This window comes from Demequina gelatinilytica, from assembly GCF_000971115.1.
Taxonomy (GTDB): domain Bacteria; phylum Actinomycetota; class Actinomycetes; order Actinomycetales; family Demequinaceae; genus Demequina; species Demequina gelatinilytica.
Window position 1 is genome coordinate 1 of the sequence record NZ_BBLV01000002.1, and the last position, 15,190, is coordinate 15,190.

The 15,190-nt window shown below is 73.5% G+C and carries 10 protein-coding genes; 1 reads left to right on the forward strand and 9 read right to left on the reverse strand.

Features of this window, described 5'->3' with window-relative positions; genetic code table 11:
* Positions 1-30: 30 nt before the first annotated feature.
* The 7 genes from AOM00_RS01400 to AOM00_RS15875 form a co-directional block, all read right to left on the reverse strand.
* Entirely contained in the window at positions 31-963 is a 933-nt protein-coding gene (locus AOM00_RS01400) for a 4-(cytidine 5'-diphospho)-2-C-methyl-D-erythritol kinase (RefSeq protein WP_062516102.1), read from the reverse strand.
* On the reverse strand, positions 960-1,817 hold the full coding sequence (gene rsmA, locus AOM00_RS01405; RefSeq protein WP_228373371.1) for a 16S rRNA (adenine(1518)-N(6)/adenine(1519)-N(6))-dimethyltransferase RsmA: 858 nt from the start codon (positions 1,815-1,817) through the stop codon (positions 960-962). The genes AOM00_RS01400 and rsmA overlap by 4 nt, the downstream gene beginning before the upstream one ends.
* A 5-nt stretch (positions 1,818-1,822) precedes the next feature.
* Complete coding sequence (locus AOM00_RS01410; RefSeq protein WP_082096408.1) at positions 1,823-2,641, reverse strand: aggregation-promoting factor C-terminal-like domain-containing protein; 819 nt, start codon at positions 2,639-2,641, stop codon at positions 1,823-1,825.
* Positions 2,642-2,777: 136 nt separating this feature from the next.
* Positions 2,778-3,626 (reverse strand): TatD family hydrolase, encoded by an 849-nt coding sequence (locus AOM00_RS01415; protein WP_062516104.1) that lies wholly within the window; start codon positions 3,624-3,626, stop codon positions 2,778-2,780.
* 3 nt (positions 3,627-3,629) lie between these two features.
* The gene (gene metG / locus AOM00_RS01420; RefSeq protein ID WP_062516105.1) at positions 3,630-5,417 is read right to left on the reverse strand and encodes a methionine--tRNA ligase; all 1,788 of its coding nucleotides are present in this window, start codon (positions 5,415-5,417) and stop codon (positions 3,630-3,632) included.
* Between the two features lie 53 nt (positions 5,418-5,470).
* On the reverse strand, positions 5,471-6,541 hold the full coding sequence (locus AOM00_RS15735) for a M15 family metallopeptidase (RefSeq protein WP_228373372.1): 1,071 nt from the start codon (positions 6,539-6,541) through the stop codon (positions 5,471-5,473).
* Between the two features lie 37 nt (positions 6,542-6,578).
* The gene (locus tag AOM00_RS15875; RefSeq protein ID WP_267127705.1) at positions 6,579-7,478 is read right to left on the reverse strand and encodes a M15 family metallopeptidase; all 900 of its coding nucleotides are present in this window, start codon (positions 7,476-7,478) and stop codon (positions 6,579-6,581) included.
* Between the two features lie 264 nt (positions 7,479-7,742).
* Here AOM00_RS15875 and AOM00_RS01435 point away from each other — a divergent pair, with 264 nt between their 5' ends.
* Positions 7,743-9,356, forward strand: coding sequence for a DUF7937 domain-containing protein (locus AOM00_RS01435; RefSeq protein ID WP_062516106.1), 1,614 nt, complete (start codon positions 7,743-7,745; stop codon positions 9,354-9,356).
* A gap of 9 nt (positions 9,357-9,365) precedes the next feature.
* On the opposite strand, the gene rsmI is transcribed toward AOM00_RS01435, so the two are convergent.
* A complete protein-coding gene (gene rsmI, locus AOM00_RS01440) occupies positions 9,366-10,208 on the reverse strand; it encodes a 16S rRNA (cytidine(1402)-2'-O)-methyltransferase (RefSeq protein ID WP_062516107.1) in 843 nt (280 codons plus the stop codon).
* A gap of 40 nt (positions 10,209-10,248) precedes the next feature.
* Positions 10,249-15,087 (reverse strand): VWA domain-containing protein, encoded by a 4,839-nt coding sequence (locus AOM00_RS01445; RefSeq protein ID WP_156158973.1) that lies wholly within the window; start codon positions 15,085-15,087, stop codon positions 10,249-10,251.
* Between the last annotated feature and the right edge of the window lie 103 nt (positions 15,088-15,190).

Here is a 15,190-nt window from a genome sequence, read left to right on the forward strand (position 1 = left end):
GGGCGGGCGCGGGAGGGGCGGGCGCGGGCGTCAGTCCTGGATCAGCACGGTCCCCGAGGCGGGGCCGGAGGCCGTCACCACGGCGTCGGCCAGCCGCGAGGCGCGCAGGTGAGCCGCGATGGTGAGCGCGTGCTGGCGTGAGCGCGCGAGCACCGCCACCGTCGGGCCCGAGCCGGAGACGATCGCACCGCAGGCGTCGGCGCCGTCGGCGACGTCGAGGACATCGGCCAGACGCGGCATGAGCGAGATCGCCGGACCCTCGAGGTCGTTGGTGAGGCAGCGCCCCAGCTCGACCGCGTCGCCCGCCATGAGCGCCGCCATGACCTCGCGGTCCACCTCGAAGTCCGACCACACCTGCTCCCGCACCGCGACGCGGCGATCGAGCTCCGCGAACACGGTGGGCGTGGAGAGGCCCGCGGACTGCGTCGCGAGCACCCAGTGGAACTCGCCGTGGGACATCGCGGGCGTGAGCTCGTCACCACGGCCCAGCCCCACGGCGGTGTGGCCGTGGAGGCTGAACGGCACATCCGCGCCGAGCTGAGCGCCCAGCACCGCGAGCTCGCTCCGGCTCGCGCCCGTGTCCCACGCCTCTGCGCACGCGACCAGCGCGGCCGCAGCATCGGCCGAGCCGCCCGCCATGCCGCCCGCGACCGGGACGCCCTTGACCAGGTGCAGGTCGACGCCGTCGGCGATGCCGTAGTGGCGCGCCAGCAGGTCGGCCGCACGCCATGCGAGGTTCGACTCGTCGAGCGGCACGCCGCGGGCATCGACCGGCGCGCCCGCGGCGACGTCGACGGTGATGCGGATCTCGCCGTCGTCACGCGGCGTGGCCTCCACCACCTCCCACAGGTCGAGCGCCTGGAAGACGGTGATGAGGGGGTGGTAGCCGTCCTCGCGGGGTGGCCCCACGGTGAGCTGAAGGTTCACCTTCGCGGGCGCCTTCGCACGGACGGTACGGGTCATGCCCCCACTGTGCCAGAGCGAAGCGCTTCGGCGATGCGGGAGAAGTCCTCGACGGTGAGCTGCTCACCACGCGTGAGCGGCTCGATCCCGGCGGCGCGCAGCGCGTCCTCGGCGCCGGCCGCGGAGCCCGCGATCCCGGACAGCGCGCCGCGCAACGCCTTGCGGCGCTGCGAGAACGCGGCGTCGATCACCGCGAACACATCCTCGCGGGTCGCGCTCGTGGTCGGCGGCTCGCGTCGCTCCATCAGCACCAGCCGGCTGTCGACGCGCGGCACGGGCCAGAACACGGCCCGCCCGACGTCTCCCGCCGTGCGCACGGCGCAGTACCACGCGGCCTTGGCGGACGGGACGCCGTACGTGCGCGACCCGGGCGGCGCGGCGAGCCTGTCCGCGACCTCGGCCTGCACCATCACGAGCACCCGCTCGAGGCTGGGGAAGATCTCGAGGAAGTGCAGGATCACCGGCACCGAGACGTTGTAGGGCAGGTTGGCGACCAGCGCGCGCGGGGCGGACGGCAGCTCCTCGACCTTGAGCGCGTCCTGGTGGATCACGTCGAAGCGGGACACGGCGTCCGGAGCGCGCTCCGCGACGGTCGCGGGGAGGGCTCCGGCCAGCACCGGGTCGATCTCGACCGCGGTGACGTCCGCGCCCGTCTCGAGCAGGGCGAGGGTCAGCGAGCCCAGGCCGGGCCCGACCTCGACCACGCGGTCGCCCTCACCGACGCCGGACAGGCGCGCGATCCGTCGCACGGTGCCGGCATCCACCACGAAGTTCTGACCCCACTTCTTGTGCGGGGCGGTGTCGAGCGACTGGGCCAGGAGCCGGATGTCGGTGGGACCCAGGAGGTTCGCCACCGGGCTCAGTACCAGCCCTTCGACTGCGAGTGGCCCCACGCACCGCACGGCGTGCCGTAGCGGCCCTTGATGTAGCCGAGGCCCCAGCGGATCTGCGTGGCGGGGTTGGTGGCCCAGTCCGAGCCGGCGCTCGCCATCTTCGAGCCCGGGAGGGCCTGTGGGATGCCGTGCGCGCCGGAGTACGGGTTGTGGGCGTTCGGGTTCCAGCCGGACTCACGCTGCCACAGCGCATCGAGGCAGGACCACTGGTCGCCCGACCAGCCGTAGATGTCGGCGGCCATCTGCTGGCCGAGCGCTCGGGCGGTGCCGGGAGAGACGTTGGAGGTGGCGGGCACGGAGGTGCTCGCGACCTCTTCCTCCTCCTTGGTGCCGACCGCGATGACCTCGTCGGTGGGCTGGGAGACGGTCAGCTTGAGCGACTCGACGCGCGAGACCTCGACGCCGTCGACGTACGTGACGTCGTAGGTGATGACCTGCTCGCCGGGCTCGCCCTCGGTCACGACCTCCTCGACACCCTTCTCGAGGTCGGGGTCCTCCTCCTTGACGGAGTCGGGCTTGATGGCGACGGACTTGGTCTCGGTGGTCACGACGGGCGCGTCGTCGACCTGCGTCTCGATCTCCGGCAGCGCCGCGAGATCCGCCTGCACGGCGGTCCGGCTCGGTGCGTCGAACGCCGGGGTGGCGGCCGCCGCGAAGGAGCCGATGGCGAACGAGCCAAGCGCGACGGCGGTGCCGACCTGGGTCAGCACGCGGGTTCGCGCACCGCGCCGGGTGCGCCGCTCGCGGCGGCCTCCCGGCAGGGGGTTGGAACGTCGGTAGCTCACGTGGTCCTCTCGTCTTGCGGACCGATGCCTGGGGGGCGAGGCCGCGCTGTCTGACGCCTTTTATCTCATATTGATAACGGCGTCGTCCAACCCCGCTTGAGACCTAGGTCCTGTGACATGCGTCACACCACAGCTGCTACCAGGGGCCATACATCTTTTCCGACGTTGTAGAGATCGCGGCGCAGGCGACGTCGAGATCGACGTCGAGGACGGTCGCGACCGTCCGCATCGTCAGCGGCACCAGATACGGGGCGTTGGGCGCTCCACGGTGCGGGTGCGGCGTGAGGAACGGCGCGTCGGTCTCGACCATCACCCTCTCGAGCGGCGTCACCGCGAGCGCCGCCCGCAGCCCCTCGGCGTTCTTGAACGTCACGGTGCCGGCGAAGGACAGGTGGTAGCCGCGATCGACGCACAGCCGCGCCATGCCGGCGTCCCCGGAGTAGCAGTGGAACACCGTGCGCTCGGGGGCGCCGTCGCGTGCGAGCACGTCGAGCACCTCGGCATGCGCGTCGCGATCGTGGATCTGCAGCGGCAGGTCCAGCTCCTTGGCCAGCGCGATGTGGTCGCGGAACGAGCGGACCTGCGCCTCGCGCCCCTCCTCCGCCGTGCGGAAGAAGTCGAGGCCCGTCTCGCCGATCGCGCGGATCCGTCCGCCCCGCGCGAGCGAGGCGATCTCCGCGAGCGCGTCCTCGTACCCGATGCCCGACTCATGCTCGCCGGAGGCGTGCAGGGGCGCCTCGTTGGGGTGGAGCGCCACCGCCCCGAGCATCGCGGGGTAGCGCTCGACGGCGTCGGCGGTCCAGCGCGCGGAGTCGAGCTCGCATCCGACCTGCACGATGCGGTCCACGCCCACGGCGGCCGCGTCCGCGAGGCGCTGCTCGACCGTGAGCTCGGGCTCCCCTGCGGGGAACTCGAGGTGGCAGTGGTTGTCCACCACCGGGACGGGCAGCGCCTCAGGCGCGGGGGGCCAGGCTCCCGGACGCATCGTCTACTCGTCCGCCATCCGCTCGAGCTCCGCCTCGACCATCTCGTCGTCGAGCTTCTGGAAGATCGGGGACGGCGCAGGGACCGCCGTGCCGGCGACGAGCTCGTTGCGGCTCCAACCGGTCACCGACGAGTAGTCGCCCTGGATGACCGGGTAGTGGCGGTCGGCGAGGTCGAGGTCCTGGACCTCGTTCATCTGCGGCATCGGCGCGAGCACGCCCGTGCCGCCCAGCGCCTCGTGGACCTTCTGCGCGCTGTGCGGCAGGAACGGCGACATCATGGTGTTCGCGTCGGAGACCAGCTGCGCGGCGACCGCGAGCACGGTGCGCATGCGCTCGGGGTCCTCGTTCTTGAGCTTCCACGGCGCGGTGTCGGCGAGGTACTTGTTCGCGTCGCCGATCACGCGCATGGTCTCGCTGATGGCGGCGCGCTGGCGCTGGGTGCGGATGTGGTCGCCGACCGTGGCGAACGCCGCCTCCGAGGCCGCGAGCGCGGCCCGGTCGATGTCCTGCAGGTCGCCCAGCGCGGGGATCTCGCCCACGTTCTTGTGCAGCAGCGACGCGGTGCGGTTCACCAGGTTGCCCCAGCCCGCGACCAGCTCGTCGTTGTTGCGGCGCTTGAACTCGGACCAGGTGAAGTCCGCGTCGGAGGTCTCCGGCCCGGCGACCGCGATGAAGTAGCGCAGCGCGTCGGGCTGGTAGCGCGAGAGCATGTCGCGCACGTAGATGACGTGGCCGCGCGACGAGGAGAACTTGGCGGACTCCATGGTGAGGAACTCGCTCGAGACCACCTCGGTGGGCAGCTGGAGGTCGCCGAACTCGCTCAGCTCCCCCCCGCGCGCGCCGCGGCCGTTGGCGGCGATGAGCTCGCCCGGCCAGATCTGCGAGTGGAAGGTGATGTTGTCCTTGCCCATGAAGTAGTAGGACAGCGCCTCGGCGTTGTTCCACCACTGACGCCACGCATCGGCGTCGTCCGTGCGGCGCGCCCACTCGATCGAGGCGCTGAGGTAGCCGATGACCGCGTCGAACCACACGTAGAGCCGCTTGCTCGGGTTGTCCGACCATCCGTCGAGCGGGACGGGGATGCCCCAGTCGATGTCGCGCGTCATGGCGCGCGGGCGCACATCGACCAGCAGGTTGCGCGAGAAGTTGAGGACGTTGGGGCGCCAGCCGTGGCGCGCGCCGAGCCAGTCGGTGAGCGGCTGGACCAGCGCGGGCAGGTCCAGGAAGAAGTGCTCCGTCTCGATGAACTTGGGCGTCTCGCCGTTGATGCGGCTCACGGGGTTCTTGAGGTCGATCGCGTCGAGCTGGTTGCCGCAGCTGTCGCACTGGTCCCCGCGCGCACCGTCGGAGCCGCAGATGGGGCAGGTGCCCTCGATGTAGCGGTCGGGCAGCGTGCGGCCCGTCGACGGGGAGATCGCGCCGCGCGTGGTCTCCGAGATCATGTAGCCGTTCTTGTGCACGGCCTTGAACATGGCCTGGGCCACCGCGTAGTGGTTGCCGGTGGTGGTACGCGTGAAGAGGTCGTAGCTGAGCCCCAGCTGCGTGAGGTCCTCGACGATGACGCGGTTGTAGCGGTCCGCCAGCTCCTGCGGGGTCACGCCCTCGCCCTCGGCCTGCACCAGGATGGGGGTGCCGTGCTCGTCGGTGCCCGAGACCATCAGGACGTCGTGCCCCGCGAGGCGCATGTAGCGGCTGAAGACGTCCGAAGGGACGCCGAAGCCGGCGACGTGACCGATGTGACGAGGGCCGTTGGCATACGGCCAGGCGACCGCGGACAGGATGCGTGACATGGCGTCCATCCTAGTGTTCGCGGCAGGCCCGCGATCCGGGGCGGACGATGCGCTCAGTACGTGGGCGCGGCCGGTCGACCGAGGTACTGCTCGTAGGTCGCGTAGCCGCCCTCGCGCATCGCCGTCGCGACCCCGCGGCCGACGTACCGCACGTGCCACGGCTCGTACGCGTACCCGGTGATCGAGGTCGAGCCCTCGGGGTAGCGCACGACGAACCCGTACCGGTAGGCGTTGGCCCGCACCCATCTGCCCGCCGCGGTGTCGCCGAAGCACGCGCCCAGCCGGCAGCCTCCACCCGAGGCGAGGTCCGCGGCGAGTCCCGTCTGGTGCTCGGAGTAGCCCGCACGGGCCGACACCCTGTCGGCCGCGGCCTGCCCCAGCGATGCGACGTAGCGCGCGTAGAGGGAGCGTTGGGTCACGTACGACCGGTAGGCGCTGATCACGCTGAAGGACACGCCGTCCGCCGCCGCGGCGCTGCGCATTCGCGCCATCGCGGAGGCTGCGGCCCCGCGCATGCGGGCCGTCGAGGAGCCCGACACGACCACGAGGTTCGCGGGCACGTGGTCGCGCGGGTCGAGGGGGTTGCGCTTGTTGACCAGCACCAGGGTCGAGGTGGCGGCGAAGCGCGGCGCCGTGGACACGGCGGAGCTGTGGACCCAGAGGAACCGACCGCGATGCTTCACCTGGACACGGCTGCCACGCGAGATCCCCGTGAGTCGACCGCGCTCGCCGAGGAACGTCGTCGTGACGGCCGGGGACGACGCGAAGGGAAGGGCGCGCAACGCCGCGCCGTCGCGCACGGTCCACACGGGACGCTCGCGCCACGCCGGCTTCGCCGTGGTGAGGAAGCGCGCGGGGGCCCAGGCATCCGTGCCGCCGATGCGGACCCGCACCCAGCTCCCCTGGGAGACGCCGGAGTAGGTCGCGATGGATCCTCGGAGCGCGCGGACGGTCACCGGCGACGCGCTCGCCGGCCTCGCGTGGAGGCCCAGGTCCGCCGCGGCGACCCAGACGGTGCGCTTGCCGTCACCCGGGAGCGGGTCCGCCGCCGCAGGCGCTCCGACGAGCGCGGTCAGGATCAGCGCCGCCACCACGGCGGCGCCCGCGCGCCTCGTCCGAGCCATGCGAGGGACGCTACCCCCCCCATGCCCGGCGCTCGCGCTACCGGTACTCGGGTGCCGCCTTGAGCGAGAACAGCTCCTCGAGCGTGGCGATCCCCTCGTCGTGCATGTGAGCGGCGAGACGCGCGCCCACGTACCTGAGGTGCCACGGCTCGTAGATGTACCCCGTGACGTCCTCGGCGCCCGCGGGGTAGCGCACGATGAACCCGTGCTCCCACGCATGCTCGGCGACGTAGCGCCCGGCTGCGGTGTCCGCGAAGCACGGCTCGAGCTCGCAGGCCCCTGCGCGGATGTCCACCGCGAGACCCGTCTGGTGCTCGGAGTAGCCCGGCCGCGCGGAGAACCGGTCGGCCGCCTCCTGCCCGCTCTCCGCCACGTAGCCGTTGTAGAGGTACTGCTGCAGGCCCCGGTCGCGGTAGCCCGTGGTGATGGAGAACGCGGCGTCCGCCTCCTCGGCGGCACGGTACAGGCCCTGCATCGCGGCCGCGGCCTCCTCGCGCATCGTCGCCCCGCCCGGCACCCCGCTCACGTCGACCAGGTCCGCGGGAGCGTAGTCGAGCGGGTCGAGCGGTCGGCGCTTGTTCACCACGACCCAGAGCGAGTCGGGATCGTCGACCGAGAGGGCGGTGAGGTCGAAGGCGGGCGCGGCCGTCGCCGTGGGCGACGGCTCGGGTGTCGGGGCGACCGGGGACGCGGCATCGGCGGAGGGCGACGGCGTCGGTGTCGGTGTCGGCGTCGCCTCAGCGGTGGACGATGCGGCGGTCGCCTCGCCCGCCGGGGACGACACGAGCGCCGCCACGGCGGGATCGTCCGTGCCGAGGACGCGGCTCGCCATCTCGGCGGAGCCGAACCCCGCCAGGGTCCCGACCACCGCGACGAGCAGCGCCGCTCCGAGGCGGCGGCGACGATGCACGTAGACCGGCTCGCGCGAGACCCTCATGCGGCAGCGACCGTTCGGGAGGCGCGGGCAGGGGTCACGTCGATCACGCCACGACTGTACGTGCGGCTCCCCGGGTCGCCGTGCAGGCGGCACCCCCGCCGCGACGTTCCGGACGAACCCGCGATATCCGGCACGGCGCCTCGCGATCACCGCGCGGGCTCGTCTACGAGGCCTGTCGCCGCCGATATGGTGGGCGTGGCCGAGACCGCGCCCCCACGGCGCGCGGCCACCACCCAGGACCATCAGAGGGGAGGCCCGCGGGCCATGGAACAGCAGCAGGGCTACGGATACGGGCAGCCGCAGGCCGCTCCGCCGGGACAGGCGCAGGCGAGCATCTTCAGCGGGATCCCCGTCTCGGACTACGTGCGCGACGGCGCGGCGCTGGTGCTCCTCCTCACCTCGCTGGCGCTGCCGTGGAACGCGGCCTCCCAGGCGAGCGACCGCATCGAGGTGCTGCTGCTCACCATCCTCAGCGTGCTGTCGCTGTCCGCGATGTACCTCCACCGCTCGGGCGTGATCCCGCCCACCCTGACCGCGGACCGCGTGGGGATGCTGCGCGCCCTGGCGAACGCCCCTTACCTGGCGGTCGTGGTGATCCACCTGATCCTCGACTTCGCGAGCGCGTTCGGTGAGGGCAGCGCGTACGACTACGTCGGCGTGGGCCCCGGCCTCGCGCTCGGCCTCGCGGGCGCGATCCTCGCGGCGCAGCCCCGCGAGTGCGAGCTCGCGGCCTCGACGGACCGTGCGCGGATCGCCGAGCTGTGGCGCCGCGTCGGCCTCGGTGTCGCCGGCCTCGCGCTAGTGAGCGCGACCATCGCGACGGTCGCGCTGCTCGTGCACTCCATCGGCGACGAGTACCGCTGGCTCGGCGGCTGGATCATCACGCTGATCTGGGTCCGTGCCCTCACCAGCCTCGCGATGATCCTCGCGATGTGCGCGCCGCTCGTGCTCCGTTCCGCTACCGCGCGGACCGCGGCGATCGCATTCGCCGGCGCGCTGCTCGGGGCCCAGCTGATCTCGCTCATGAGCGAGGGCTCGGGCAACGGCATCGAGTCCGTGGCCGCGAACATGCCCGCGCTGTGGGCCGTGCTCGCGCTCGGAGCCGTGCTGGTGGCACCGTCCGCACGCGACTTCGTGACGCCCGCGGAGGGCCCGCACCTCTACCTCCCCGCCGCATCGATCCTCCTGCTCGGGTTCTCGGTGCTGGCGTTCGCCGAGGCGTCCACCTACGTGCTCATCCTCGCCGCGGGCGACACGGCGACCGGCACCATGGCGACGCTCCTGGTGCTCACCGCGGTGATCGGCATCGCGCTGCTCGTCGCGCGCGCGGCGCTCATGCGTGACGGCGGCACCAACCGCAACACCGTGCTCGCCGTGCTCGGGGCCGTGGCCGTGCTCGGCATCGTGCTGCTGGTGGTCACCGCCAACGCGTCGGACGGCTACGCGGCCGTCGACCGCACCCAGCTGCTGCTCGCGTTCGGCGCACCCATCGCGGTGGCCGCCATGCTGCTGGTGCCCGCGAGCGTGCGCGCCTACTACGGCCAGTTCGCGCCCGCGCGTCCCGTCTCCGCGCCCGCCACGGGACCGGTCCCGACGGTGCCTGCCGCCGCTCCGGCCGCGGCGGCCCCGCCGGCCCCTCCGGCTCCCCCGGCACCGACCGCTCCCCCGGCTCCCCCGGCACCCGCGGTCGACCCGGCGCTGGTCGCCGCGGCTCACGACCCGGCGACCGACGCCGCGATGCTGCACCGCATCGCCGCTGAGGCGCCGTCGCTGCGAGCGGCGGTCGCTTCCCACCCGAACGCCTACCCGGACCTGCTCCAGTGGCTCGGCTCGCTCGGCGACCCCGCGGTGGACGCGGCCCTCGCGCAGCGCGACTAGGCCCGGCTCCTAGGCGGTAGCGTCCCGAGCCGCGAGCACGGCTGCATAGAGCTCGCGGCTCGGGACACCCGCGGTGGCCGCCACATCGGCGACCGCGGACTTGGCCCGCTCGCCGGTCGCGACGCGCGCGAGGACCTCGGCCACGAGCGCCTCGACGGTGAGCGCTGCGGCGTCCCGTCCCGCGACCGTGACGACGATCTCCCCGCGCGGCTCCTTGTCACCGGCCCAGGCCGCGAGCTCGCCGAGCGTGCCGCGTCGGGTCTCCTCGTAGGTCTTGGTGATCTCGCGGGACACGGCCGCGGGGCGGTCCTCGCCGAACGCCTCCCCCATGGCGGCGAGCGTCGCGGCGAGCCGATGCGGCGCCTCGAAGAACACCATGGTCCGCTCCTCGAGCGCGAGCGCCGCGAGCCGCGCCGAGCGCTCGCCCGGCTTGCGCGGGAGGAAGCCCTCGAAGCAGAAGCGATCGGTGGGCAGCCCCGACAACGCGAGCGCCGCGAGCGCCGCGGAGGGCCCCGGCAGCACCGTCACCTCGACGTCTTCGCGCACCGCGGCCTCGACCACCCTGAACCCGGGATCGGAGACCGCCGGCATCCCGGCGTCCGAGACCACCACGATGGTCGCGCCCTCGCGTGCCCGCGCGACCAGCTCCGCCGCGGAGGCCGCCTCGTTGTGGTCGTGATGCGCCACCACGGAGCCGGCGATGCGGATCCCCAGCCGGGTCGCCAGGTCGCGCACTCGGCGCGTGTCCTCCGCCGCGACGATCTCCGCGGTCTCGAGCGCCTCCCGCAGCCGTGGCGACGCATCGTCCACGTTGCCGATGGGAGTCGCGGCGAGGACGATGCGGCCAGTCATGGCTCCAGCGTCCCACACGGGCCGTGCGGCTCCGGGCGTGTCAGAGCTCGGCGGGCTCGCGGCGCGCGACCGCGGTGCGGAACGCGAGGAAGCCGAAGATCAGGGCCATCGCCGCCGCGATCACCGAGACGATCCCGGCGTACCCGATCCACCACGGATAGGGCGAGCCCACCCGCAGCACCGCCGTGAGGGTGCGCGCCCCGTCGGTGTCCACGCCGGCGACCGAGAGCTCGTGAGCCCCGTTGGCGAGCGATGCGGGAAGGGTCACCGACGCGTCGAGCGTGCCCGCCGAGTCCGCGCGGAGCGTGCCCAACGCGACCGTGCCGCCGTCGAGGGACACCAGCACCGAAGAATCCGGAGCGAAGCCCTCGCCCCGGACCGCGAGCGCGCCGCCCGCCGTGGCCTGGGCCTCGACCGTCCCCTCCGCGTCGAGCGCGACCTCGGCGCCGTCCGGGAGCGCGCCCGCGAGGGCGTCTCCCCAGCCGTGCGCGAGCTCGACGAGCAGCGGCTCGTCGACGGGTTCCGCGGCCGTGCCGCCGATCGCCTCCTGCGTCCCGCTCCACTCCCACGCCGCCGTGAGGATCGCCTGGGCGCCCTCCGCGGTCGGGACCGCGGTCCAGGCGTCGTCGTGCCCGACCGAGAGCCCCGGCGACTCGTCGCACCAGGTGTGGTTCGGCTGGAACGCGGTGGACGTGGACGCGATGCGCACGGGCCTGCCCTGCGCCGCGAGCGCCGCGACGGCGTCGGCCAGAGCGCGGTCGAGCTCGGCGACCACCGTGTTGACCACCTCGACGCGCGACGCCGACCAGGGCGCGGCACATGACGCCGCGACGCCGCCGGGAAGCAGCTGCGGATACTCGAGCACCACCACGGGGACGGCCGCGCCGTCGGCCGCCTCCTGCGCCGCGTCCACGATCTCGCGGAGCACGGCCCGCAGGTCCAGCACCTGCGCCGCCGTCATCGCGCGCACCGCGAGCGGATCCGCCCACGTGCACGCGAGGTCGTCGCTGTCGGGGTCGGCGCACGCGGCGACCAGGTCCCCGAGGCCGATGTCCGCCGCGCCGAGCGTCGCGATCACCAGCCCGGGCGCGGCATCGTCGAGCGCATCCAGCTGGGCGATGCCGCCCGGCTCGCCGTCGAGGACCGCCGAGATGGTCGCACCCGCGCAGGACTCGTCGCGCACGCGGTCCGTGCCGATCACCGTGCCCAGCGCTTCTCCGAGGGCGCCGGCGCAGTCGTCGACCGCGCCCGCGGCCAGGCCCGCCCCATCGCCCACGAGGACCACGTCCGTGCCCGCACCGAGCGCCTCCCCGAGCGCGGGTCCGGCGGTGTCGACCGCCAGCGTGGTGCGCGCCGCGACCGGCACGTCCGCCTCCGACACCGTCTGGCGCACGCCGGTGCCCCACGTGTGGACCGTGAGCGCGACGGTGCCCTCCTGGGCGCCGGGCGAGGCAAGGGTCCAGCGGAACGTCACCTCGCCGCCCACCGGGATGTTGCCCAGGCTCGCGGTGCGGCCCGGCTCGGTGGCGACCTCGACGCCGTCACCCTCCGCATCGAGCGCGACGCGGACGTCCTCGGCATCGCGGCCCGCCGCGTTGCGCACCGTCACCTCGACCACCGCGGAGCCGTCCGCGGGGATGCGGGAGGGCAAGGCGACGTGGGTCTCGAGCACCGGCGCGGCGAGCTCCTGCACCTTCTCGAGCAGCTCGTCGCCGTCCTCGACGCTGTAGGTCTCGCCGCCGGTCGCATCGCTCACGCACTCGAGCTGCTCCCGGCCAGCGTCGCTGTTGTCGAGCGCGATGCCGATCACCTGGAGGTCGAAGCCGCTCGCGCGGATCTCCGACGCCGTCGGGCACGGGTCCTCGCAGCTGTACTCGCCGTCGGACACGAGCACGATGGTCGCGCCCTCGATGCCCTGCGCGCGGAGGTCGTCGGCCGCGGCGCGCAGCGCCTCGGCGGTCGGGGTGTCGCCGTCGGGGGTCAGCCCGTAGACCTCCCCCATCGCGTCGCCGGTGCTGAGGACGCGCTGCACCGGCATCGCCCATTGGCCCGGCGCGCAGCTCGCGGACGAGCTCGGGTACGTGTAGATGCCCAGCTCCGACCCGAGCGGCTGCTCGTCCAGCAGCGAGCCGATCGCGGCCTGCGCGGCCGCCATCTTCACGGTGCCGTTGCCGTCCTCGTCCCCCATCGAGCCGGACGTGTCGACGATGAGCACGAGCGGCCGCGAACCGGGACCCGTGGTGGTGTCGGTATCGACGAAGCTCGCGGTGGGGGCATCGTCCTCGCCCCACTCGCCGTCCGCGATCGGGATCTTCTCGCTCAGGATCGGCACCGAGTGCTCGACCAGGACGTGGTCGAACGCCTGCGCGACCACCCCGACGTCAGCGCCGGCCTCGGCGTAGACCTCCCAGTCGCCACCGTCTCCCACGTTGATGGTGACCTCGACCGCGATGCCCGCGTCGAGCGTGATGGTCACCCCGACCACGTCCCACAGGAGGAACTTCACCGTGCCGGAGATGCCGACCTTGCCTGCGAGCTCGATGCTCACGCCCGGCTCCTGGACGCTCGACCCCGAGGACGACTCGGCGATCGGCGCCCACTCCCCTTCGCGATAGCTCACCCCGAAGGTGCGGCTGAACGTGCCTTCGATCTTGAACGCGACCTTGCCCGTGATGCCTGCCGAGGCGTAGATCTCGGGCTTGAGCTTGAGCGTCACCCATACGGGTACGGGCGTCGCGGTGGGGATGGGGATCCGGCCGAGCACCTGCTCCGGAAGCGGCTTGGTCACCTTGCGCTCGACCGAGGCGTACGCGAAGTAGGACGTGCTGGTCTTGAACTCCGTCGTCTGCGCCATCTCGAAGGTCCGGATCACCGACGAGGGGTCGCGCCAGACAAGCGAGAGGTCGATGTCGATGGTCGCAGAGAGCGTCGTCGTGAGGGTGAAGTTGTAGCCGATCTCCCAACCCCCGTCGACGTCGACGGGAGGCTTCTCGGCAGGGGCGTCCTCCTTGCCGCCGTCCTTGTAGTCGTCCGCATCGAAGTCGCCAGACTTGAGCGATCCGGCGATCCCGAGCGACACCTCCGCGACGTCGCGTCGATCGGTCTCGTCGCCCTCGGCGGGCAGCACGATCATCGGTGCCGAGCGGCGCGCCGCGCCCAGCGCACCTCCGCTCCCGGCGGTCGCCGCGGCCGCCTCGACGTCCTCCTGCACCGGCAGCACCGGCACGTCCTCGATCGAGACGTGCAGCTGGAGGAACACGTCGGTGAGCGCCGCCTGCTCGGTCTCGTAGACCACGTTGTCCCCGTCGACGTGGACCGCGCGGACGCGGCGCACGGCGCCGGTGGGAAGGAGGTCGGAACGGTCGACGACGATCACGTCGCCCACCGCGGCGGCGATGGGCCCGCTCGTCTCGATGGTGCTGTCGCTGCTCGCGACCACGGCATCACCCTCGACCACCTCGACGTCGGCGGCCACCACATCGGCCTCCGGCGCGGGGGCGACCAGGTCCGCCGTCACGTGCGCCTCGCCCGTCGCACCCGCGAGATCACGGGCGCGGGCGGTCAGGGTGACCTCGCCGTCCGGTGCCGGCACGGTGAGCGCGAAGGACGGCTCATCACGCGTCGCGTCGACCGCGGCCGATCCGACGAACCGGTCGCCGACCAGGATCTCGACCACCGCGACGGGCGCCGAGGACCGCGTGACCCGGCCCGTGACCGTGAGCGTCGCGCCCGTCTCCGCGAGGTCGATCGACGCGCCCTGCTCCGGGCTGTCGATGACCACCTCGACCGCATCGTCCGCGCTCGACGGCTCGCCCGGGAGGTAGGCGACCACGCGCGCCGACTCGACCGTCGCCGTGCCGGCGAGCGAGAGCGTCGCCGCACCGTGCGCCACCGCGGCCGTCGCGAGCACGCGATCGGCTCCGCTGACGCCGTGGGCGCTTGCGAGCGCGCCCTCTCCCGCGGCGCGGCCCCCGTCGACCGTGCCGTCGCCCGCGGTGTCGAGGTCGAGCACCAGCGCGCCGATGCCTGCGCTCGGCAGCCCGTCGATGCCCTCCGCGTCGATGGACACGTCGCCCCCGTCGGAGCCGAGCGCGACCTCGCGCGCGCCGACCGCGACCGTCGAGCCGACCAGCGCGGACGCATCGTCTGTCGCGGCGGAGGCGCCGACCCAGCCGAGCACCGTGATGTCCACGGCGTGGGGCGATCCGAGGACCTCCCAGGAGGCGAAGCCGTCGGCATCGAGCGGCACCAGCGCGAGCGCCTGAGCATCGCCGGCGGAGAGCTCGACGTAGACACGGGCGCCGTCGCGCGAGGCGAGCCGCACGCCGCCGTCGCCCGAGACCGCCACCGAGACCCAGACGGCGCTCACACCCGCGGCCGGCACCGCGCCCTGGCCCAGGGGGGTGAACGCCTGCGCCTCCGCGGTGCCCGCGCCGCCGAGCCCGATCGCGGTGCCGACCACCGGCTCGGGCGCGATCGCGACCGTGCCGCCCGGGGCCGGCCGCTCGTCGTCGCCCACCACGGTGAAGGTGCCGACCGCGGTGGTGGTGATCGTCGCCGCGGTGGACGACTCGAGCGTGAGAGCCTGGCCGGCGTCGACCACCAGCTGCGCGCTCGAGCTCCCGGCGGGGAAGCGCGCGACCGTGGTGCCGTCGCCCGTCGCGAGGGAGCCGGGCTCCTCCGCCTCGACAGCGAGGTCGACCATGACCGAGCCGGCATCCGCGAGGTCGGGCCACGCGAGGCGTTGCGGGGACCGCGAGGCGAGGGTCACCGGCGAGCCCGCAGTCGGCTCGACCGCACGCCAGAGCCCGCCGTCCGGCGCGACCTCGAGCGCCTCGAGAAGCCCGGACCCGTCCGCGTCGTCGGTCAGGAACGTCATGGCGCCCCATCCGAGACCCGACAGGACCACGGCCCCTGCGACCGCCCACGCGGTGATCCTGAGGCCGCGGCGACGGCGGGCGGGAGGCTGCGGCGCCTCGCCT

What these genes read in the sequence shown, in the direction of transcription:
- AOM00_RS01445 (WP_156158973.1), bottom strand. Translation starts at nt 15,087, where the DNA reads ATGACGTTCCTGACCGACGACGCGGACGGGTCCGGGCTTCTCGAGGCG.
- AOM00_RS01400 (WP_062516102.1), bottom strand. Translation starts at nt 963, where the DNA reads ATGACCCGTACCGTCCGTGCGAAGGCGCCCGCGAAGGTGAACCTTCAG.
- AOM00_RS15875 (WP_267127705.1), bottom strand. Translation starts at nt 7,478, where the DNA reads ATGAGGGTCTCGCGCGAGCCGGTCTACGTGCATCGTCGCCGCCGCCTC.
- metG (WP_062516105.1), bottom strand. Translation starts at nt 5,417, where the DNA reads ATGTCACGCATCCTGTCCGCGGTCGCCTGGCCGTATGCCAACGGCCCT.
- AOM00_RS01435 (WP_062516106.1), top strand. Translation starts at nt 7,743, where the DNA reads ATGGAACAGCAGCAGGGCTACGGATACGGGCAGCCGCAGGCCGCTCCG.
- rsmI (WP_062516107.1), bottom strand. Translation starts at nt 10,208, where the DNA reads ATGACTGGCCGCATCGTCCTCGCCGCGACTCCCATCGGCAACGTGGAC.
- AOM00_RS01415 (WP_062516104.1), bottom strand. Translation starts at nt 3,626, where the DNA reads ATGCGTCCGGGAGCCTGGCCCCCCGCGCCTGAGGCGCTGCCCGTCCCG.
- AOM00_RS15735 (WP_228373372.1), bottom strand. Translation starts at nt 6,541, where the DNA reads ATGGCTCGGACGAGGCGCGCGGGCGCCGCCGTGGTGGCGGCGCTGATC.